The sequence below is a fragment of the Acinetobacter sp. WU_MDCI_Abxd143 genome (assembly GCF_025514195.1).
Classification (GTDB): domain Bacteria; phylum Pseudomonadota; class Gammaproteobacteria; order Pseudomonadales; family Moraxellaceae; genus Acinetobacter; species Acinetobacter pittii_H.
The window spans coordinates 1-21,454 of the sequence record NZ_JAHPTH010000009.1 but is presented as its reverse complement, the minus strand read 5'-3'; the positions used below and the strand labels follow the sequence as shown (position 1 = coordinate 21,454).

Below are 21,454 nucleotides of genomic sequence, written 5' to 3'. Positions count from 1 at the left end.
TCACGGTTTAAATAGGTTCTTTTAATGTCGATACGCGATGAACGAAAACAGCAAAGTCGTCAGGCACTTCTCGATGCAGCCTTGCATCTGAGCACGTCTGGGCGTTCGTTCAGTAGTATCAGTTTGCGTGAAGTTGCACGTGAAGTAGGTTTAGTACCGACAGCGTTCTACCGCCATTTTCAGGACATGGATGAGCTCGGCAAGGAATTGGTCGATCAAGTTGCCCTACATTTAAAAAGTGTCTTACATCAACTCGGTCAAAGTTATTTACAGCACAAGTCTGCTAAAACCCAAACCAGTATTGAGCTATTTGTGCAGGCAGTGAATCATAGCCCTAAGCAATGGCAATTTATGATTGCTGAACGTTGGGGCGGCTCAGAAACAGTCCGTGCAGCAATTGCACGAGAAATTGAATTTCTGATTGAAGATCTAACAACTGATCTTACGAAACTTGAAAATTTTAAACATATTCAAAACTCTCAAGACTTAAATGTCTTATCTACCATTTTGACTAATATGTCATTTACATGGGCAATGACGTGGCTCAACCTATCGAAACAATATCAAGGTGAACAGCTCAAGCTGCAACAAACTGCCTTTATTGAAAATGCTTCTACACAAGTTCGCTTACTCTTTAGAGGGATTGCAAACTGGGAACGATAGAAGCGGCAAATGACAAAAAACAGGTTATGTGGTAATACGTAAAGAGAGAAAGAAAAAGGCTAAAAATTTCGAGAAAAGTCTTTTTCTTTTTTACAGGAAGTAAACTATTAGTTAGGCCAAACTGGTGTGGGAATACCTATGAATCTTGATCGTCATACACAGTTTTTGATGCGTAAAGAAAAAATTCTGAGCGTGGCAGAAAAGTTGTTATTAGAAAACAATCAGGAAATTACTCTAGACGAGTTAGTGGCCGAGCTAGATATTGCTAAAGGCACACTTTATAAGCATTTTAGAAGTAAAAATGAGCTTCTACTTGAGCTCATTATTCAAAATGAAAAGCAAATTTTAGAAATTTCTAAAAAATATAATACAGATTTCAAAGAGTATGCTCCTCATTACATGCTTCATCATTTACTTGCACCAGGTAAAACGATTCTATTGCATCAACTTGAAGAAAATCTGACGATGACAGAGTCTAAGTTAAAGCATCTTTTCGAAGAGCTGTATGAAATTCGACAGCAGCGTATTTTGGCAATTAAAGATATTACCGAAAAGTATTTAAAATCATTAAATTATGACATGTCGATTCGTGATTATTTGTCTTATATCTGGTCACTGACTTATGGTGCATCACTACTTTTAAATTCTACTTATTATCAGCGTTCGATTGGTTCTCGCCAAAAATTAATTAATTTATATATTAACCAAGCATTATCACTGCCGACTCAAACCGCTAATTTTGACGTTTTAAATTTTCAAATTGAAGATGAAAACCAGAAAAATTAATTGAATTATTTCGTGATAATTAACGATAAATTAAATATAAAAATGGGCTTCGTATGAAGCCCATTTTTGAAGTAAAGCCTAAACAACTTATTTTGCTTTACGTTCTTTCTCAATTAAATAATTAAGAACTTGAGTAACTTTACCATCTTCACCCTGCACAACATATTTACCATTCACGACCACTGCAGGTACGCCTGTTAATTGGTACTGTTGAGCAAGTTTATTTGACTCAGCAACTTTTGCCGTCACAGCAAACGAGTTATAAGTACTATTAAATTTCTGCTCAGGTACGCCATAACGAGTAAAGAATTTCGCAGCAGAAGCCTGATCAAAAATTTGTTGACCGTTCACCTGAATCGCATGGAATAGTGGTAAATGCGTGCGTTTACGTACACCTAATGCCTCAGATGTATAGTACGTACGTGCCCCTTGTTCCCACATTTTATTCATTGCAGCAGGTGTACGTACAAAACGTACATCTTTAGGAATCTGTTTTAACCACGTTTGCATATGCGGTTCAAGTTTAAAACAGTGTGGGCATCCATACCAAAAGAACTCTCGAACTTCGATTTTCCCCGGAACTTCCACTTTGCCTGGATTGGCAATCACAGTGTAGTCTTTACCAGCAACAAAATCTGCTGCCATTGCACTACCCGATACGGCCATAATTGCTGCACTCAAACCACCCAAAACCAATTTTTTCATTGCTACAGCTTTTCCTCTAAGTTGTTATGCATTAGCTTATGCCCTAAATATAAAACAAATATGCTAAATTCGTTTTGCTTCTGTGAAGTTTTTTATTGGGTTTATCGCTTTTTTCCCAATAATCGCTACACTAACGGCGAACTACATCCAAAAAGATAACTCAAGTTTAGAGGTAGCACCATGTCGCAATTGAATGTTGATTTACAAGAAATCGCAAAGTTTGAAGCACTTGCTGCCAAATGGTGGGATCAACATTCTGAATTTCGCCCACTTCATCAAATCAATCCTCTACGTCTTAACTGGATTGATGAACGCGCAGGCGGTCTTGCTGGTAAAAAAGTACTTGATGTCGGCTGTGGTGGCGGTATCTTGGCCGAAAGCATGGCACGTCGTGGCGCAGATGTATTAGGCATTGATATGGGTGAAGCACCTCTAGCTGTCGGCCGTTTACATGCTCAGCAAGAAAATGTTCAAAATATTGAATATCGTCAAATTCCTGTAGAAGAATTAGCACAAGAACAAGCAGGTCAATATGATGTGGTGACTTGTATGGAAATGATGGAACACGTTCCAGATCCGGCATCTATTGTAAAAGCTTGTCAGGCTCTGGTTAAACCGGGCGGCCATGTGTTCTTCTCGACCATTAACCGTAACCCAAAATCTTATTTATTTGCCATTATTGGTGCAGAGTACGTACTACGCATGTTGCCAAAAGGTACGCATGATTATCATAAATTTATTCGACCATCTGAAATGGCACATGATATTCGTAATGCAGGCCTTACGTTAAAAGAAATGACTGGACTACATTACAACCCACTGACCAAGCATTACTGGTTAGCGCCAAATGTTGACGTTAACTATATGGTTCATACGATTAATACAGGTGCATGATGAAAGCTGTTTTATTTGATTTAGACGGTACGCTTATCGATACAGCTGCGGATTTCATTCGTATTATTCAGCAAATGTGCCGTGATGCAAGACGCCCTGTTGTAGAAGCCGATCTTATTCGCACTCAGGTGTCTGAAGGTGCACGTGCGATGGTGAAATTGGTTTATCCAGAGCTGGATATGGCCAATCCAATTTTCTTGGCACATCGTCAAAACTTTTTAGATATTTACGGCAATAATATTGTGGTTGATACAGATCTGTTTGAAGGTATGTATCCACTCTTAGAAGAGTTAGAAGCTGCGCAAATTCCGTGGGGTATTGTGACCAACAAACCACGCGGTTTAAGTGAATCTCTTTTAGAAAAGTTAAATCTGACAGAACGCTGTGCGGTTTTGGTATGTCCTGAAGATGTCAGTAAAACCAAACCAGACCCTGAACCAATGTATTTGGCTGCTAAACAGTTAAATATATCAGCAGATGAAATTATTTATGTGGGCGACCACCCACGTGATATCGATGCTGGTCGCAATGCCAATATGTACACTATTTTAGCTGCGTACGGTTATTTGCCTATTGAACACCGTGATGATTTAGCCGCTTGGCAGGCCGATTCGATTGTAAATACAGTGACAGAATTACACGATATGTTACGTCAAAAGCTTCCTGCTCTACAGGAAAATCAGCGTATGATAAGTTAACTTAAGAGTTTTATAGACTTTTTTAACGGCTATTTGTTTTATCAATATAAAAAGAAGGAGGTTTACCAATGAAATATTCAGAATACCAACCTCGTCCGGATCTACTCAAAGATCGAATTATTTTAATTACCGGTGCTGGTGATGGAATTGGGCGAGCTGCAGCTCTAAGTTATGCCCTACATGGTGCAACCGTTGTCCTGCATGGTAGAACCTTAAATAAACTTGAAGTGATTTATGATGAAATTGAAAGTCTAGGCGCACCTCAGCCCGCGATTTTACCATTACAACTTTCAAGTGCCTCTGACCGTGATTATGACTTTTTAGTCGATACACTTGAAAAGCAATTTGGACGTCTAGATGGTATTTTGCATAATGCCGGTATTTTAGGTGAGCGTGTAGAGCTAGCACATTATCCTACCGAAGTATGGGATGACGTGATGGCAGTTAACTTACGAGCTCCTTTTGCCCTGACTCAAGCCTTATTGCCACTTTTGCAAAAATCAGAAAATGCCTCTGTCGTATTTACCAGTTCAGGTGTAGGTCGTGAAGCACGTGCTTTATGGGGCGCATACTCTGTCTCAAAAGTTGCCATTGAAGCAGTGAGCAAAATTTTTGCAGCAGAGAATACTTATCCAAATATTCGCTTTAACTGCATTAATCCAGGCGCAACACGTACTGCAATGCGTGCGAAAGCTTACCCACAAGAAGATCCGAAAACCTTACCTACACCAGAGTCGATCTTGCCAGCCTATCTCTATTTAATGGGTGAAGATAGCTTGGCACTCAATGGTCAAAGTATTGATGCGCAGGATTAAAAAGTTAAAGATGAAAAGCTAGATTAAATTACGGCCAATCATCAAATCTGGCTTGCCTATACCTGAAAAGATATATACAAGCCTTTTTTATTATTGATAAAAACTCTTGATCTATCCGTAATTTTAATTGAACCATTAAATGATCTTCACAGTTTCTCTGCATTTTGCGCGTAGAGTATTCAACATGAGAGACATCAGATGTAAACGAGGATGCATCATGAAAAAGTTGTTCACCATCTTAGCCCTTTGCATAACCGTACTGACCACAAGTATGGCGAGCTTTGCTGATCCTCCTTTTGACCGAGGCCATGGTCCCAAAGGACCTAAAGGTGGAGGGCCACGCGGTGAGTGGAATGATCGTGGGCCAGGATTTGGACGTGATCATGATGAAGATCGTATCCGTGACGAACGCCGTATGCGCGAAGAACGTGGCTTTGAACGCTTAAAACAACATCGCTGGCAGCCTGGCTATGTTATGCCACAGCACTATCGTGGTAATGGCTATAAAGTCGACTATAAAGACAGTAACTTGCCGAAACCAGGCCGTAATCAGCAATGGTACAAAATCAACAATGACTATATTTTAGTCGACACAGACTCTAATAGCATTGTGAGTATTCGTGGTTTTTAAGGCGATAGACCCTCGCTATCGCTGAGTAAAAAAGGATAAAGCCTTTGGGTTTTATCCTTTTTTATTGTTTATCTATCTTAAAAATACAAGCTTTTTTATATTTTCACTTTAGATATTTTCTTAATTTCTTCTTATTTCACAATTAGTTTTCACATTTATTCTTCTTAGCCTCCACGATTTATCTGCAATTGTTCACTAATCTTTAGTTATTGAAATTTAACTCATCATTCGAGGTTTACAATGAAAAAATTAACAACAGCGATTGTTCTTTCACTTAGTGGCTTAGTTGCAACAACAGCAATGGCAGCACCAAATGATCATAATCATCATGGCAACTATCAAAACCATGAAGTAAAAACAGTTAAAGTGATTAAAAAAGACGACCATCGTAATGCGTGGAGAGTAGGTCAGGTTGTACCGCATGAGTATCGACATTCACGTTACGTGATCGACTATCGTCAACACCAAAAATTGACTAAACCGGGTCGTTATCAAAAATGGTATAAAGTGAACGGAAATTACGTATTAGTGAATGAACAAAGTCATAAAATCATTAGAGTTGTTCACTAATCAAAAAAATTTAAACACCCAAATTTCAATTTAGGTGTTTTTTTATCTAAAACATGCGGCTTTAGTCTTTTTTGTTTAGAATCATCTTTATATCTTTTTGCTGTTGATTCGAGATCGGTATGCCAAGTAAGCCTGAAAGTAAGTCGCATAATAACACCCAGCATTATGTACACTGGTTTCGACACTCAGCGCCCTACATTAATGCTCACCGCGATAAAACTTTTGTATTGATGTTTGGTGGTGAAGCAGTCCGACATCCTAATTTCGAACATATCATTCACGATATTGCTTTATTACATTCTCTTGGCATCCGCTTAATCTTAGTTCATGGCGCACGTCCACAAATTAATCAAAATCTTAAAGAAAAAGGAATCGAAACTCCTTTTTATGACAACAGCCGTATTACCACACGTGAATCTTTAAGCTGTGTCATGAGTGCTGTAGGTTCTATTCGGCTTGAAATTGAAGCATTACTTTCTATGGGCTTAGCAAACTCGCCAATGTACGGCGCTCGCATAGATGTGGTATCAGGTAATTTTGTGACTGCTAAACCTTATGGTATTCGTGATGGCATGGATTTCCAGCTCACAGGTGAAGTTCGTTCTATCGATACCGATGCGATTGATCGACACCTCGACAACCATAATATTGTACTGCTAGGACCAACAGGTTACTCCACTACAGGTGAGGTATTTAACTTAAGAGCTGAAGAAGTCGCAACTAAAACAGCAACTTACTTAAAAGCAGATAAACTCATTTTTCTAGGTGAGCAACAAGGATTGCTGAATGAAGATGAGCAAATATTACGTGAATTAAGCCCACATCAACTGGACTACTATATTCAACAATACCAAACCATTAGCCCAACACTTACTTTACATTTGCAACAAGCAAAAAAAGCGTCTTTATCAGGCGTACACCGTGTTCACCTCATATCTTATGCCTATGATGGTGCACTAATTGAAGAGCTGTTCACTCGTGATGGTGTTGGTACCATGATTACCGATGCGCATTATGAAGAAGTTCGCATGGCCAACATTCAAGATGTGGGCGGTTTAATGAATTTATTACGTCCATTAGAAGAAGAAGGTATCTTGGTTTATCGTTCACGTGAACGTTTAGAGCAAGAGATTAGCCAGTTCGCTGTTATCGAACGCGATGGTACGATTCTAGCGTGTGCTGCACTTTATCCAATTCCAACAGAATTTAATGAAACACGTTCAGCAGAAATTGCCTGCGTCGCAGTACATCCAAGTTATCGTAAATCGAACCGTGGCAGCCAAATTTTGCAATTCCTTGAAGAAAAAGCAAAAGAACAAGGTATTCGTCAATTATTTGTTTTAACGACTCGGACAGCTCACTGGTTTTTGGAGCATGGTTTTCATCAAGTTACTGTTGATGACTTACCCAATGCTCGTCAGGCACTCTATAACTATCAAAGAAATTCTTTAGTCTTTAAAAAACCACTTCCTTAGCCTTTGCTATTTTTAAGATATTCTTATTTCAGATAAGCTTAGTTCAAAAAGTACAACCGTAAACACGATTAATTTATGGTTGTACTTTTTTTAAAATCTATTTTTTTAAGATTTTAATATTTTTTATTTTATTTACATCAACTTACTCGCAATTCATTAAATATATTTCTATTAGATAAATCATTTTTTCGCATAAGTTTATAGCCTATTGTGTTTAGCTTTTTTTTACATAAATAAAGACCGAATACTTATTTTTTCTGAAATAAAAATCCATTTAGGGTATCTGCTCATCCAATTATTTTTTCTTTTTCTCTTTCGGGGAGCACGAAATCTCATGGCACTTTTCAACACCACTTCATGGGCAAAATATTCAGTCATCGCGGCCAGCCTTGCAGGAGTGATGATGTTAAGTGGTTGTGCCAAAAAAGAGGAACAAGCCACCACAACTTTAAATATTGGCTACCAAAAATATGGGATTCTTCCTATTTTAAAGGCTCGTGGTGACTTAGAAAAAGCATTAAAAGAACAAGGCGTGCAAGTGAAATGGGTTGAGTTCCCTGCTGGCCCTCAATTGCTTGAAGGTTTAAACGTAGGAAGTGTTTCACTCGGTGAAGCAGGTGAAGCACCACCGATCTTTGCTCAGGCTGCCAATCCAAATTTAGTCTATGTCGCAAACCAACCTGCTGCGCCAAAAGCTGAAGCACTATTGGTACAAAAAGACTCTCCCATCCAATCTATTAAAGATTTAAAAGGCAAACGTGTTGCTCTTAACAAAGGCTCGAATGTTCATTATCTATTGTTAAAAGTTTTAGAAGCCAACAACTTAAGCTTAAGTGATATTCAACCAGTTTATTTACCGCCATCAGACGCTCGTGCTGCCTTTGAAAAAGGTGCTGTCGATGCATGGGTGATTTGGGACCCGTTCTTTGCAGCGGCTGAACATCAAATTCAGGCCCGAGTTTTAGCAACAGGCGAAAACTTGGTGAGTAATCATCAGTTCTATTTAGCTGACCGTAAATTTGCAGAAAATAATCCGAAAGTACTCAACATTGTTGTACAGACACTTAACCAGACCACTGAGTGGGTAAGTTCACATCAGGATGAAGCTGCCAAGTTACTCGAAAAACCTACCGCACTTGAGTTTGATGTACTCAAAACTTCCATTTCACGTATGGGTTTTGGAGTTCAGCCAATATCTGACAAGGTAGCCCAAGAACAACAATATGTAGCTGATGCCTTCTACGCGCAAAAGCTCATTCCCAACAAGCTCACCATTCAAGAAGCCATTTTAAAACTGAAATAAACCCAGCTTGGGCACAGCTTAAATAACGATATAAATGCTGTGCCTTGTGTTAAGGGAACAAGGATATCAATATGCAACATCAGTCATTATTTAATAAGAGTCAGTGGACTCAGTTAGTTAAGCGCTTTAGCGCGGTCGCTGTATTAGGTTTAACAATCGCAGCACCTGCTTGGGCAATTGACCCAACAGTGAAAGAACTTCGTATTGGTTTTCAAAAAAGTTCGATTAACTTCGCGATTGCCAAACAGCAAAAACTATTTGAGCAAGAATTCCCAAATGCAAAAATTACTTGGAATGAGTTTCCTGCTGGACCACAAATTTTAGAAGCTTTAGCTGTCGGTTCTCTTGATGTAGGCGTTACTGGAGACACACCTCCTGTCTATGCACAAGCGGCTGGCAAGCCTTTATATTATATTGCTTATGAAGCGGCTAAGCCATTTGCATCGGCAATTCTAGTTCCCAAAAACTCGCAGCTCAAACAACTTAAAGACCTTAAAGGCAAACGGATTGCGTTGCAAAAAGGTTCAAGTTCACATTACTTACTGGTACAAGCCGTACGTAAAGCAGGCCTAAACTGGAGTGACATTACTCCGATCTGGCTTACTCCTGCCGATGCTCGCGCAGCATTCCAAAAGGGTGCTGTTGATGCATGGGCAATTTGGGACCCTTACTTTGCTTCAGCACAACTAGAAGACCAAGCGCGTGTTCTTGCATCGGGTAAAGGTTTAAGCCCGAACTATACATTTTATTTAGCAGCTCCAAATTTTGTTAAACAACATCCTAAAGCTGTTTCAGGGCTCATCAAACAAATCAATCAAGCTGACAAATGGGTTCAAAGCCATCAAGCAGAAACGGCAGGTGCGATTGGCCAAAGCACAGGACTTAAGCCTGCAACCAGTGATTTATTCATTAAACGACGTCCACGCCCATCATCGGCAGCTCCACTCAGCAGCAAAGTGATTGCTGAGCAGCAGCAACTCGCAGACATTTTTACTCAACAAGGCATCATTCCAAAACCAATCAGCATTAAACAAGCTGTTTGGGGTGCCAAGTAATTTCAATAGACATATAGGTAATGCACATGAAAATTTTCTGGTTTATTCCTACCCACGGTGATAGTCGCTATTTAGGTACAAGTAAAGGCGCTCGTCAGGTTGACCATGCCTATATGAAGCAAATTGCTGTGGCAGTAGATAATTTAGGTTACGAAGGTGTACTTATTCCAACAGGCCGTTCATGTGAAGACCCTTGGATTACGGCGGCTAGCCTAATTGATGCAACTCAACACCTTAAATTTTTAGTTGCATTACGACCAGGGGTAACGACACCAGCGTTGGCAGCACGTATGGCTGCAACGTTTGACCGTTTGTCGAATGGCCGTGTGTTACTCAACTTAGTGACTGGTGGTGATGAAGCAGAACTACGCGGTGATGGCTTATATGAAGATCACTCAACACGTTATCAAACTGCTAATGAATACGTAAAAATCTGGCGTGAGATTTTGACACGCTCACATACAGGTGAAACTTTTACATTCCACGGTGAACGCTTACAAGTGGATGATGCAAAACTACTTTACCCACCTGTTCAAAAGCCTTATCCACCACTTTGGTTTGGCGGCTCTTCAGACGTCGCTGTCGATCTTGCAGCTGAGCAAGTCGATACTTACCTCACTTGGGGGGAACCACCAGAAGCTGTCAAACAAAAGATCGAACATGTTCGTGCTAAAGCTGAGACTAAAGGTCGTAAATTAACTTACGGCATTCGCTTGCATGTAATTGTTCGTGAAACCAACGAACAAGCTTGGGCAGCAGCTAACGAGCTTATCCAATATCTTGATGATGCGACTATTGCTGCAGCACAGAAAAAATTTGCACAAATGGACTCTGTAGGCCAACAACGTATGGCGGCTCTCCACGGCGGCAACAGAGACAAGCTTGAAGTATCTCCAAACCTTTGGGCAGGTATTGGATTAGTTCGTGGTGGTGCTGGAACAGCTCTTGTAGGTGATCCTGAAACAGTTGCTGCTCGCATTCAGGAATATGCTGACTTAGGTATTGATACCTTCATTTTCTCAGGCTATCCACACCTTGAAGAATCAATCCGTTTTGCAGAGTTGGTATTCCCGTTATTACCAATTGAAACTCGCGCTAAACTTGCTCAGCCAAATTTAACCGGGCCATTCGGGGAAATTATTGCCAACAATTATGTTCCAGACGAGAAGAAGCAAAATAGTTCCGTCAAGGAGCCTGCATGAGCAAAGCTGAAAGTGTTGTTTCACGTGGAACAAAACAAATCGGGCAGCGTTTGCTGCCTTGGATTTTCCCTATTCTTCTATTAGTTGTTTGGCAAATTGCCTCAAGTTCGGGTCTTTTAGAAAGCCGTATTTTACCTGCACCTACTGCTGTAGTTTCCGCCTTTTGGCATCTACTGGTGAGTGGTGAACTCTGGCAGCACGTTAAAGTCAGTGCAGGACGTGCTTTACTAGGGTTGTTGATTGGCGGTGGCTTAGGCTTGTTATTGGGTCTACTCAACGGGTCTTCGCGTTTCGCCTCTACCCTGCTCGATACGACCTTACAAATGATTCGTAACATCCCAGCCTTAGCACTTATCCCACTTGTCATCTTGTGGTTCGGCATTGATGAAACAGCAAAATTATTTTTAGTCGCAGTAGGTGTTTTCTTCCCTATCTATATCAACACCTATCACGGTATTCGGTCAGTTGATCCTCAATTGATTGAGATGGGCAAAAGCTATGGACTTTCACGTTGGCAGCTCTATAAAGAAATTATCCTACCAGGTGCGATGCCTTCTATTTTAGTGGGTTTACGCTTTGCTTTAGGTTTGGTTTGGGTATTGCTCATTGTTGCTGAAACCATTTCGGCTCAAGCAGGTATTGGTTATATGACCATGAATGCACGTGAGTTTTTACAAACGGATGTAGTTCTGGTCGGTATTCTTCTGTACGCCTTACTAGGCAAACTAGCAGATGTTTTAGCACAGCTTTTAGAACGCTATTTACTACGTTGGCATTCTGGATATCAGAAATAAGGGAGCTTAGAACATGACAAATCTGAATTTAAATATTAATCAGAATGAAGTGCAGCTCATTCCGGAAGAACCAACAGAATCTCAAGAACCAGTATTAGGTGCAGAGATTCTGATTGAGCAACTTTATAAATTTTATGGTGAGGTAAAGGTCCTCGAAGATCTTGATCTACATATTCAGCCGGGCGAGTTTTTAGCAATTGTTGGCCGAAGTGGTTGTGGCAAAAGTACGTTACTACGTTTAATTGCCCAACTTGAAAAAGCCAGTTTTGGGGAAATTAAATTTAAATCTGCCCGACATTTGCGTGAAGGCATTACGAGCGACGATATTCGTGTCATGTTTCAAGATCCTCGTTTGCTTCCTTGGAGAAATATTCTTCAAAATGTTCAACTTGGGCTACCAAAATCGCAACATGCTTTAGCAGAAGAATTACTAGAAAAAGTCGGTTTAAAAGAGAAATCAGGACAATGGCCTTCCCAACTCTCAGGTGGTCAACGTCAGCGTACAGCTTTAGCACGTGCACTTTCGCATACACCCCGCATATTATTGTTAGATGAGCCGTTAGGTGCATTAGATGCTCTAACTCGGCTTGAGATGCAAAGCTTGATTGAACGTTTATGGAAAGAGCAAGGCTTTACTGCAATTTTGGTCACACACGATGTGAGTGAAGCAGTGCAATTGGCTGACCGTATTATCTTATTAGATAAGGGCAAAATTGCTCAAAGTTTCCAAGTTAATTTGCCGCGTCCGCGTAAAAAAAGCATTACTTTTGCTCAGCTTGAGCAACAAGTACTCGATGCGGTTTTAGCAACTTAAGGTTGCGATGAGCAATGAGAATATTTCAGCCGAAAAATGCCCAATTTACGAGCAATAAAACTGCTGCTTTATTGCTCTTTTTTAGGGCGAAATTTAAAAAATATTTTTAAGAATAACAATAAACTAGTGAATCTCTCTATTTTTTGCACAATAGTATATCTATTACGCAAATAACTAGCTGTTTTTTGATTAAAAAAGCAAGACACCTGTGCACAAATCAAACAATTTCCCTTACAATGGGAATATTATTTTTTTAATTATGCAGCAGATGGAACAAAAAAAGAGTACCCAAAAGCGCAATCAGCTTCTTGCTGCGGCCCTTGACGTCTTTTCAGTCTATGGGTTCAGTGGAGCAAGTCTGGATGAAATTGCCCAACTCGCCGACATGCATAAGTCGAATATTTTCTATTACTATGAAAATAAAGAGTCTTTATATGTAGAAGTGCTCACAACCGTTTTACAAAAATGGTTGGCCCCATTACAAACTTTAGAAGCTGAATTAGAACCAGCCGAAGCCTTATCTCACTATTTAATTCAAAAAATCGAACTGTCTCGTAGCCAACCGAAAGCATCAAGATTGTTTGCACTAGAAATTATTCAAGGCGCTCCACATATTTTACCTATACTGAAAGGGCCTTTGAAAAAGCTATTTAAGCGCAAAGCCAAGGTCATTCAGACTTGGCAAGAAGAAGGAAAGATTTCCCCAGATATCGACCCAGAATTATTGATCTTAAATATTTGGGGCCTTACGCAAAACTATGCAGATTTTGCAACTCAAATGGAAATGGTGACCGGTAAAACGCTTCGTAACCGCAGTATGTTCCAGCGTTCGATTGAGCATACAGTCCACCTGATGCTCTACGGCGTATTGCCTCGTTAAAACAAAAAAAAGATCGGCAAATTTGCCGATCTTTTTTTAGAAATGGTTTTGATAAAGGGCTAAAAGTTTCTGGGCGCCTAACAATAAATTTTCTTCCCAATCCAGATGCGCGGTGTCATCTGCCCCATCAGTAATATACTTCACCGAAATTAGTCGTACGCCTAACTTATGGCATACTTTGGCTAAAGCATAGCCTTCCATATCCACGACATCACACGCGACTTTTGGATGACCTGTTTCAAATGAGTCTCCAGTTCCACAAATTGCTTTTGGCAAATCAGCAAAATGTGGTTGAAGATGAATTTCAGCTGGCAAGTGATCATCTAACGGCGTTACTCCTACTTCAAAACCTAAGGGAGAAACATCCATATCACGTTGTACAAAAGTTTTTACTTCGACCAAATCATGTCGATTAAATGCAGAGCTTCCAGCTGTACCGAAGTTAATTAAAGTTTTGCATCCTGTTTTTTGAATAACTTCAAATGCTTTAAAGGCAGCATTAATCTTACCAATACCACTGTAATGGACTTCTACACCTGCTTGTTCAAATAAACCCTTAGATTCATTAGGAAGTGCCATAATTAAAGCAATATCAGTGTTCATTCAAAAAGCTCAAATCAAAATTAAATAAGTTTGAAAATAAGTATAAATCAGGTGCAAAAGCTTTTTGCACCTTTTCATCATTACTGCACTTTTTGTTGTAAAGCGATTAAACACGGTGAAAAGAACAGTTGACCGCTATATGCGCCTGCAAGCGTTTTCTTCATTACCACGCCCCACATTGCCAATAATAAAAAACTCAATGCCACAGCAACGTATTGTAAAAATACAACTTCAACCTGATGTCCTAAGTTAAATAGTGCGAGAATAAATACGCCTAATGGAAAAGTTAAGCCCCACCAGCCCAAGTTAAATGGAATACCTGTCTTTGCGTGACGAAGCGTTGTTAAAATCGCAAGACCAAGCCACCATAACCCAAAGCCTAAAAGCACGAGACTACCTACAACTCCTAAGGCTTGAAAGATATTCGCAAATTGGTTAAATCCTACGTTTGGCGCTACTCTTTGTGCCTGCTGGCCTAATAACAATAAACCTAATGCACCTGTACCAATAGGACCTAAAGAGAGCCAGCTAGAAATAGCGACTTCTTTTTCAGGTAACTGATGCAAAGCCATACGCAACATTAAAATTGTCAAAATAGCGAATGCTGGTAAAACAGAGATTCCCCAGAGCACATAACCAGCCAGTAATAGATGAAAGCTGTGCACATCTGCTGGTAAATGTGCAACCAACATCCCCGCAGAACTTGCTGCTACTTCACAAGCAACTACAGGTAAAAGCCAGATTGCGGTCATCGTATGTAACTGATGGTTCTGACGGCTAAACATGCAAAACGGCACAATCCACGCAATTGCTAGCGCTAAAAAGACATCGATGTACCATAAAGCTTGGGCGATATGGATTGCGACTTCACCGTAAAGCCCAAAACCGAAGCTTAGAAACCCGTTTAATATCGTTGCGAGCCCCATCGGGATAGCCCCTAAAAACAAGCTCATATTTGGATGATTAAAAATTTGCTTCGCTTCATGAGGGAAAAGAAACCACCGCAATAAATAAAGAACTGAAAAAACGCTGAATAAGATAATATTAAATTGCCATAACCAAGTTGCTAACGTGAATAAAAAAGATTGAGCAAATGGCAGCTGGATTAAAATCATACTCACCACGCCAGTACCCATAGTCGCTGTAAACCAATTTGGGGTAAAATGTCGTATAACATCTTTGCTTTGATTTAATTGATAAAAAGGTTTTTTCATCTTAGTTCTCTAATCAAAGAGTGGATAAAGGCATAGTAGAGCAAACTAATAATAAGAAAAATTGATTTATTTTTATTTAATTCATCAATATTTTAAATATAAAGATATTCATATTGAAAAATAACTGAGTAAAAACACAACAACAAGACGAATCTGTGAGATTATGGCAATATATAGCCCTTGCAAAAATAGCCATATTTTAAGTTCATGAAACTGCTTCGTCTTAATGCGTTATCGCCCAATTTTCAGTTACCTCAAACAGCGGTGACTATTGGTAATTTTGATGGTGTCCATTTAGGCCACCAAGCGATGATTGCTCAACTCAAAAACATTGCTGCAGCACAAGGCTTAAAAACTTTGGTCATGATTTTTGAGCCACAACCTCTTGAGTTCTTTAAAGGTTACGATGCACCTCCTCGTATTAATTCATTACGGGAAAAAGTTGAATACCTAGCTGAGCTTGGCGTTGACTATATTGCGGTTGCTAAATTTGATGAACATTTCCGTAGCATGAGCGCATCTGCCTTCGCAGATTTATTAAAAAATAAATTAAATGCCCAGTCATTAGTTTTAGGGGATGACTTTCATTTCGGTAAAGACCGCCAAGGCAATAGTGAATTTTTAAAAGATTATGGCTTCCAAGTCACAAATTTACATACCATTGAACTTGAAGGTGAACGCGTAAGTTCAACCCGTATTCGCCAAGTACTTCAAGTGGGTAATCTCGCTTTAGCAGCTAAATTATTAGGCCGTCCGTACAGTATTACTGGACGTGTCCAATATGGCGACCAAATTGGACGAACTCTTGATTTTCCAACCATTAATGTTCGTCTCAACCGCCACAAACCTTGTTTAAACGGTATTTATGGCGTTGAAGTCATTTGCGAAACAACTTCACTCACTGAAAAAGTACGCCAAGAAACACCAGAGAAACCGGGAATTGCCGGATATCATGAAAATAGCCTCTATGGCGCAGGTCATGTCGGTACACGTCCCGCCATTCAGCAAGAACATCCAGAATGGAGATTAGAAGTACATTTCCCTGATGTTTCTGCTAATCTGTATGGCTTATTTATGCGGGTGACTTTTCTTCACTATCTTCATGGTGAATTGAACTACCCTTCGCTTGAGGCACTTAAGGCAGGAATTGATAATGACGTGCAACAGTTACGACAATATCGTAACGACACGACACAATTTCCTTTTTAATTCGAATTTTGATTGTAAAACATGTCAGCTCCCAAGCTGATTAAACTGGAAGAAAACTTGCATGAGCGATAAGCAAACTCCTGAGAATGCAGTGGACTACAAAGCCACGCTAAACCTGCCGGATACTCAATTTGCAATGAAAGCAAATTTGGCAGTACGTGAAGTGAAATGGTTAGAAGAGTGGTATACCGACAACATTTATCAGCAGATTCGTGCATCGCGTATTGGCAAGAAAAAATATATTTTGCATGATGGCCCTCCATATGCGAACGGTACAATTCACTTGGGTCACGCGGTCAATAAAGTACTCAAAGACGTTATTGTAAAAAGCCGTACGCTTTCAGGTTTTGATGCACCATATGTTCCAGGTTGGGACTGTCATGGCTTGCCAATCGAACTAAAAGTCGAAGAGAAAGTGGGTAAAGTGGGCGAAAAAGTTGACGCAGCAACTTTCCGTAAACTTTGCCGTGAATACGCGCTAAAACAAATTGATTTACAGCGTACTGACTTTAAACGTCTTGGTATTTTAGGTGATTGGGATAATCCTTATCTCACTATGAATTACAAACAAGAAGCTGATATTGTTCGTGCTCTAGGTCTCATCCAGAAAAATGGCCATATCCAGCCAGGCTTAAAGCCAGTGAACTGGTGTATGGACTGTGGTTCAGCTCTTGCTGAAGCAGAAGTTGAATACGAAGATAAAAAATCTGACGCAATTGACGTTGGTTTTGGTGTTGTTGATCTCAAAGATTTAAGTGTCCGTTTAAACGTAGAAGTTCAAGATCCGACAGATATTGTGATCTGGACCACTACACCTTGGACATTACCAGCTAACCAAGCCGTTGCGTTGCATGCCGAAATTGAATATCAATTGGTACAAGTTTCTACTGAGCGCGGTAAGCAAAACTTCATTCTTGCTAAAGACCTAGTTGCTTCAGCGATTGAGCGTTACAAGCTTGAAAATCCAGTTGTTTTAGCTGATTTTACAGGTTCGGCTCTTGAAAACCTTACCTTACAACACCCTCTACTTACTGATCGTCAAGTTCCGGTTATTTTAGGTGAACACGTTATAGCAACAAGCGGTACAGGTGCCGTACATACAGCACCTGGCCATGGTGCAGACGACTATAAAGTAGGTCTTCAATACAACCTTAAAGTAGATAACCCAGTGGGTGGTAATGGTGTTTATCTCCCAACTGCTCCAATCTATGCTGGTGAACACATCTATAAAGCCAATCCAAAGATTATCGAAGCTTTGGGCGCTGTAGGCCGTTTATGGGCTCATCAACCAATTAAACACAGCTACCCACACTGCTGGCGCCATAAGACTCCAATTATTTTCCGTGCTACACCACAATGGTTCATTAGCATGGATCAAAAAGGGTTACGTGAAGGTGCGCTTAATGCTATTGAAAATGATATCGAGTTTGTACCGAACTGGGGTAAAAACCGTATTGAATCAATGATCGAAGGTCGTCCGGACTGGTGTATTTCACGTCAACGTACTTGGGGTGTTCCAATTCCATTCTTCGTTCATAAAGACACGAACGAATTACACCCACGTACACCTGAACTCATCGAAGAAGTTGCTCAACTGATCGAAGAAGAAGGTATCGAAGCATGGTTCAAACGTGAAGCAAAAGACTTCATCGGTGAAGATGCTGAACAATATAACGCTGTTCGCGATACACTCGATGTATGGTTCGACTCTGGTACAACGCATTACGCTGTACTTGAGCAACGTGATGAGTTAGAAAGCCCTGCCGATTTATATTTAGAAGGATCAGACCAACACCGTGGTTGGTTCCAATCTTCTTTATTAACGTCCATGGCAATTCACAATCGTGCACCATATAAGGCCTTGTTAACACATGGTTTTACAGTGGATGAAAATGGTCGTAAGTTATCAAAATCTTTAGGTAACTATATCCCACTTGAAGAAATCATTAAACAACTTGGTGCCGATGGTTTACGTCTATATGTAGCTTCTAGTGACTACCGTTATGAAATCGCAGCATCGAAAGAAATCTTTAGCCGTGTAAGTGATAGCTATCGTCGTATTCGTAATACTCTACGCTTCTTACTTGCCAATCTAAATGGTTTCAAACCAAGTACTGATGCTTTGGACGTAGATGACCTTATTGCTCTAGATCAATACATCTTACAGCGTGCAAATGAAGTACAACAAACTATTATCACTGCCTATGAAGAAATGAACTTCCATGTGGTGTGTAGTGCGTTAACGAGCTTCTGTATTAATGACTTAGGTGGTTTCTACCTAGACATTATTAAAGATCGCCAATACACCACTAAAGCGGATTCTCAGGCACGTCGTTCTGCTCAAACAGCGCTTTACCATATTGTCCAAGCATTTATTCGTTGGATGAGCCCAATCCTAAGCTTTACCGCTCAAGAAGCTTGGCCATTGATTCCAGAACAAACTGAAAAGTATGTATTTACATCAGAATGGTATGACTTGCCTGTTTCATCAAAAGCAAACTTGCTTTCTGAAGAAGATTGGCAAACATTGATTAGCGTAAAATCTGCAGTAAATAAACAGATTGAAGCAGCGCGTAACGCTAAACTTGTCGGCAGTAATCTTTCAGCCAAAGTTGAACTTTGGGCAAGTGAATCATTACAAACAGTTTTAAACCAACTGGCTGATGAACTCCGTTTTGTTCTTATTACTTCGCAAGTAGTAGTACATCCATTTGCTGAGCAAGGTGAAGCAACTGAAATGGAAGGCTTACGTGTACAAATATCTGCAGCTGAAGGTGAAAAATGTGCACGTTGTTGGCACGTTCTTCCAGATGTAAATACACATGCCGATCATCCTGGTTTATGTGGTCGTTGTATTGTGAACGTCACTGGTCGTGGCGAAGTGAGAAAATATGCCTAATTCACAAGCTAAAAAAGGCTTATTCCAGTTTTATCCACATAATCTGATTTGGCTTGGACTTTCTGTCCTTGCCATTGTATTGGATCAATGGACAAAATGGATTGCGAGTACACATCTCAACTATGCAGATCCTGTACCGGTACTTCCATTTTTAAACTGGACACTATTACATAACTATGGTGCAGCTTTTAGCTTTTTATCTGATGCAGGAGGATGGCAGCGCTATTTCTTCACATCTTTAGCGGGCTTAGTTTCAGTACTTTTTGTATTTTGGTTAATGCGTATGCCTAAAAAAATGGTGGTACTACCTGTAGCCATCGCTTTAATTTTAGGTGGAGCTTTAGGCAATTTAATTGACCGTATTACCCTAGGTTATGTGGTCGATTTCATTCATGTTTATTACCAAAATCATCACTTTCCAGCTTTTAATATTGCGGACAGTGCCATCACCCTAGGTACGATTTTGCTACTCATTGATACATTCTTCCTTGAGAAGCAACGTAACCAAAATTCGGATGCATAATATGACCGAAATTATTCAACCTAACGAAGAAATTCGTATCCAAGAAGGTTCTAAAGTCGATCTACACTTTTCTGTAGCTATCGAAAATGGTGTAGAAATTGACAATACACGTAGCCGTGAAGAGCCAGTTAGTCTGACGATTGGTGACGGAAACCTTTTACCAGGTTTCGAAAAAGCATTATTCGGTTTACGTGCGGGTGACCGCCGTACAGTACACCTTCCACCAGAAGATGCTTTTGGTCCGTGGAATCCAGAAAATGTTCAAACTTTCGATACAATTAAGTTTGAGCAACGCCCTATTCCTGGTCACATGATCGAATTTGAAGATAAGGCAAAAACCACCTTATTCGGTGTAGTAAAATCAGTTAATGATGACATTACAGAAATTGATTTTAATCATCCGTTAGCTGGTAAAAACATTACCTTTGAAGTAGAAATATTCAAGGTTACTCCTGAAGGCCAACAAGGCATTAAGCTAATGTAAATAAAAAAGCCCTCTAAATGAGGGCTTTTTTATGATTCAATTTTTATTAGAGACATAAGAATCCTTACAAATTCTATATTCTCTCCTATCTATATAATGAATTAAGTTATAAAGATAAAAATTCTTAGGAAGAATACATGCTGGTCTATATTATCGTAGGAAGTGTTCGTGAAGGACGTACAGCAATTAAAGTTGCCAATTGGCTAGAATCCACAATTCCATCATTTAATCTAGAAGATTTTCAGACAGAAGTAATTGATTTAAAAGAATGGAATTTACCGTTATTTTCAGGCTCTCACCCACCTGCTACCGGGATTTATGATCAACCTAAACAACAAGAATGGGCAGACAAAATTGCTCAAGCAGACGCATTTATTTTTATCAGTCCAGAATACAATCATGGTTACAGTCCAGCCTTAAAAAATGCTTTGGACTATTTAGGCAAAGAGTGGAGTGGTAAACCTGCTGCATTTATTGGCTATGGCTCAACAAATGGTTCTCGCTCGATTAGCCAAATACGTCAAGTCACCTCAAGTTTAAGTATCATTGATTCAAATGCTGTAATAGAGATAAGAGATATATTTAAACGTAATAAAGATGAAAAATTCGAAGCTAATGAGTTTGAAGTAAAAGGACTTCAATCCATTGTTGAGAAACTACAGAAATATCATTTGTCTTAATCGAACAAAAGGCCTCTTTTCTAAACAAAAGAGGCCTTTTTAATTTTATAAACTCTTTAAATACTCCACTACATCAGTATTACCTGCCATTTCTGCAAGCTCTAATGCTGTGTATTCACTTTTGTAAGCAACATACGCACCTTTTTCAACTAAGAATTGAACTATCTCTAAATGGTCATTTTCAGCAGCTGCTTGTAGAGCACTATATCCCTCATCATCTGTCTGATTAGGATCTTCTCCCTCTATTAGTAATTCTTTTACTTGATCGATATCACCTAAAGATGCCCAATAAATCAATGCAGGCAAAGATAGCTCTTCATCATCTTCAAGTATTGGAGAGAAAGAATTGATTTTCATGGATGTACCCAAAAATAATAGAGTTCATTATTATATTCATAGAATACAGTCAGGATACAAATCTAATTTTGGATCTATCTTTTATAAAAATTAAATACCACACAATAAAAAACACCCCCATTTATTAGAATGGGGGTGTTTAGAATAATGAGCTGGCGATGACTTACTCTCACATGGGTAACCCCACACTACCATCAGCG

23 protein-coding genes are annotated in these 21,454 nt (G+C 39.6%); 19 read left to right on the top strand and 4 right to left on the bottom strand.

Going from position 1 to position 21,454, the window contains the following annotated elements; all coding sequences use genetic code 11:
- The first annotated feature begins 24 nt into the window (after positions 1–24).
- Entirely contained in the window at positions 25–663 is a 639-nt protein-coding gene (locus tag KTI79_RS14560; protein WP_033850857.1) for a TetR family transcriptional regulator, read from the top strand.
- A 138-nt stretch (positions 664–801) separates the two neighbouring features.
- Positions 802–1,449 (top strand): TetR/AcrR family transcriptional regulator, encoded by a 648-nt coding sequence (locus KTI79_RS14555; protein WP_025464204.1) that lies wholly within the window; start codon positions 802–804, stop codon positions 1,447–1,449.
- Between the two features lie 87 nt (positions 1,450–1,536).
- Here the strand turns inward: KTI79_RS14555 and KTI79_RS14550 are convergent, their stop codons facing one another.
- Complete coding sequence (locus KTI79_RS14550; RefSeq protein WP_002120747.1) at positions 1,537–2,154, bottom strand: thiol:disulfide interchange protein DsbA/DsbL; 618 nt, start codon at positions 2,152–2,154, stop codon at positions 1,537–1,539.
- A gap of 180 nt (positions 2,155–2,334) precedes the next feature.
- On the opposite strand from KTI79_RS14550, the gene ubiG reads away from it, so the two are divergent.
- The 12 genes from ubiG (at position 2,335) to KTI79_RS14490 (ending at position 13,285) form a co-directional block, all read left to right on the top strand.
- On the top strand, positions 2,335–3,048 hold the full coding sequence (ubiG, locus tag KTI79_RS14545; RefSeq protein WP_005804826.1) for a bifunctional 2-polyprenyl-6-hydroxyphenol methylase/3-demethylubiquinol 3-O-methyltransferase UbiG: 714 nt from the start codon (positions 2,335–2,337) through the stop codon (positions 3,046–3,048).
- A complete protein-coding gene (locus KTI79_RS14540) occupies positions 3,045–3,746 on the top strand; it encodes an HAD family hydrolase (RefSeq protein ID WP_081035361.1) in 702 nt (233 codons plus the stop codon). Before ubiG ends, KTI79_RS14540 begins: the two co-directional genes overlap by 4 nt.
- A 68-nt stretch (positions 3,747–3,814) precedes the next feature.
- A complete protein-coding gene (locus KTI79_RS14535) occupies positions 3,815–4,561 on the top strand; it encodes a YciK family oxidoreductase (protein WP_057085045.1) in 747 nt (248 codons plus the stop codon).
- A gap of 217 nt (positions 4,562–4,778) precedes the next feature.
- On the top strand, positions 4,779–5,192 hold the full coding sequence (locus KTI79_RS14530; protein WP_009387402.1) for an RcnB family protein: 414 nt from the start codon (positions 4,779–4,781) through the stop codon (positions 5,190–5,192).
- Between the two features lie 240 nt (positions 5,193–5,432).
- Positions 5,433–5,762: an RcnB family protein gene (locus KTI79_RS14525; protein WP_017482365.1), complete on the top strand. Its 330-nt coding sequence runs from the start codon at positions 5,433–5,435 to the stop codon at positions 5,760–5,762.
- 119 nt (positions 5,763–5,881) lie between these two features.
- Positions 5,882–7,237: an amino-acid N-acetyltransferase gene (gene argA, locus KTI79_RS14520; RefSeq protein WP_017482366.1), complete on the top strand. Its 1,356-nt coding sequence runs from the start codon at positions 5,882–5,884 to the stop codon at positions 7,235–7,237.
- Between the two features lie 334 nt (positions 7,238–7,571).
- A complete protein-coding gene (locus KTI79_RS14515) occupies positions 7,572–8,540 on the top strand; it encodes a sulfonate ABC transporter substrate-binding protein (RefSeq protein WP_032042524.1) in 969 nt (322 codons plus the stop codon).
- A 71-nt stretch (positions 8,541–8,611) separates the two neighbouring features.
- Positions 8,612–9,595 carry a sulfonate ABC transporter substrate-binding protein gene (locus KTI79_RS14510; RefSeq protein ID WP_086376345.1) on the top strand — a complete coding sequence of 328 codons (984 nt, stop codon included), beginning with the start codon at positions 8,612–8,614 and terminating at the stop codon, positions 9,593–9,595.
- A gap of 26 nt (positions 9,596–9,621) precedes the next feature.
- Positions 9,622–10,797: an FMNH2-dependent alkanesulfonate monooxygenase gene (gene ssuD / locus KTI79_RS14505; protein WP_086376344.1), complete on the top strand. Its 1,176-nt coding sequence runs from the start codon at positions 9,622–9,624 to the stop codon at positions 10,795–10,797.
- Positions 10,794–11,591 carry an aliphatic sulfonate ABC transporter permease SsuC gene (gene ssuC, locus KTI79_RS14500; RefSeq protein WP_002120785.1) on the top strand — a complete coding sequence of 266 codons (798 nt, stop codon included), beginning with the start codon at positions 10,794–10,796 and terminating at the stop codon, positions 11,589–11,591. Before ssuD ends, ssuC begins: the two co-directional genes overlap by 4 nt.
- Before the next feature lie 13 nt (positions 11,592–11,604).
- Complete coding sequence (locus KTI79_RS14495; RefSeq protein ID WP_086376343.1) at positions 11,605–12,405, top strand: ABC transporter ATP-binding protein; 801 nt, start codon at positions 11,605–11,607, stop codon at positions 12,403–12,405.
- Between the two features lie 259 nt (positions 12,406–12,664).
- Positions 12,665–13,285, top strand: a complete 621-nt coding sequence (locus tag KTI79_RS14490; protein WP_009387703.1) for a TetR/AcrR family transcriptional regulator — start codon at positions 12,665–12,667, stop codon at positions 13,283–13,285.
- A gap of 36 nt (positions 13,286–13,321) precedes the next feature.
- Here the strand turns inward: KTI79_RS14490 and KTI79_RS14485 are convergent, their stop codons facing one another.
- The gene (locus KTI79_RS14485) at positions 13,322–13,888 is read right to left on the bottom strand and encodes a 5'-nucleosidase (RefSeq protein ID WP_086376342.1); all 567 of its coding nucleotides are present in this window, start codon (positions 13,886–13,888) and stop codon (positions 13,322–13,324) included.
- 80 nt (positions 13,889–13,968) lie between these two features.
- A complete protein-coding gene (locus KTI79_RS14480; RefSeq protein WP_086376341.1) occupies positions 13,969–15,102 on the bottom strand; it encodes a TDT family transporter in 1,134 nt (377 codons plus the stop codon).
- Positions 15,103–15,309: 207 nt separating this feature from the next.
- Here KTI79_RS14480 and ribF point away from each other — a divergent pair, with 207 nt between their 5' ends.
- The 5 genes from ribF to KTI79_RS14455 all read left to right on the top strand — a co-directional run bounded on the left by ribF (position 15,310) and on the right by KTI79_RS14455 (position 20,897).
- The gene (gene ribF, locus KTI79_RS14475) at positions 15,310–16,311 is read left to right on the top strand and encodes a bifunctional riboflavin kinase/FAD synthetase (protein ID WP_002120723.1); all 1,002 of its coding nucleotides are present in this window, start codon (positions 15,310–15,312) and stop codon (positions 16,309–16,311) included.
- A 61-nt stretch (positions 16,312–16,372) separates the two neighbouring features.
- The gene (gene ileS, locus KTI79_RS14470) at positions 16,373–19,210 is read left to right on the top strand and encodes an isoleucine--tRNA ligase (protein ID WP_086376340.1); all 2,838 of its coding nucleotides are present in this window, start codon (positions 16,373–16,375) and stop codon (positions 19,208–19,210) included.
- A complete protein-coding gene (lspA, locus tag KTI79_RS14465) occupies positions 19,203–19,733 on the top strand; it encodes a signal peptidase II (protein WP_005804840.1) in 531 nt (176 codons plus the stop codon). Before ileS ends, lspA begins: the two co-directional genes overlap by 8 nt.
- Position 19,734: 1 nt before the next feature.
- The gene (locus KTI79_RS14460; RefSeq protein WP_086376339.1) at positions 19,735–20,217 is read left to right on the top strand and encodes a peptidylprolyl isomerase; all 483 of its coding nucleotides are present in this window, start codon (positions 19,735–19,737) and stop codon (positions 20,215–20,217) included.
- A 137-nt stretch (positions 20,218–20,354) separates the two neighbouring features.
- Positions 20,355–20,897, top strand: a complete 543-nt coding sequence (locus KTI79_RS14455; RefSeq protein ID WP_086376338.1) for an NADPH-dependent FMN reductase — start codon at positions 20,355–20,357, stop codon at positions 20,895–20,897.
- 45 nt (positions 20,898–20,942) lie between these two features.
- Here KTI79_RS14455 and KTI79_RS14450 read toward each other — a convergent pair whose 3' ends face one another.
- Complete coding sequence (locus tag KTI79_RS14450; RefSeq protein WP_086376337.1) at positions 20,943–21,254, bottom strand: ankyrin repeat domain-containing protein; 312 nt, start codon at positions 21,252–21,254, stop codon at positions 20,943–20,945.
- Positions 21,255–21,454 lie beyond the last annotated feature (200 nt).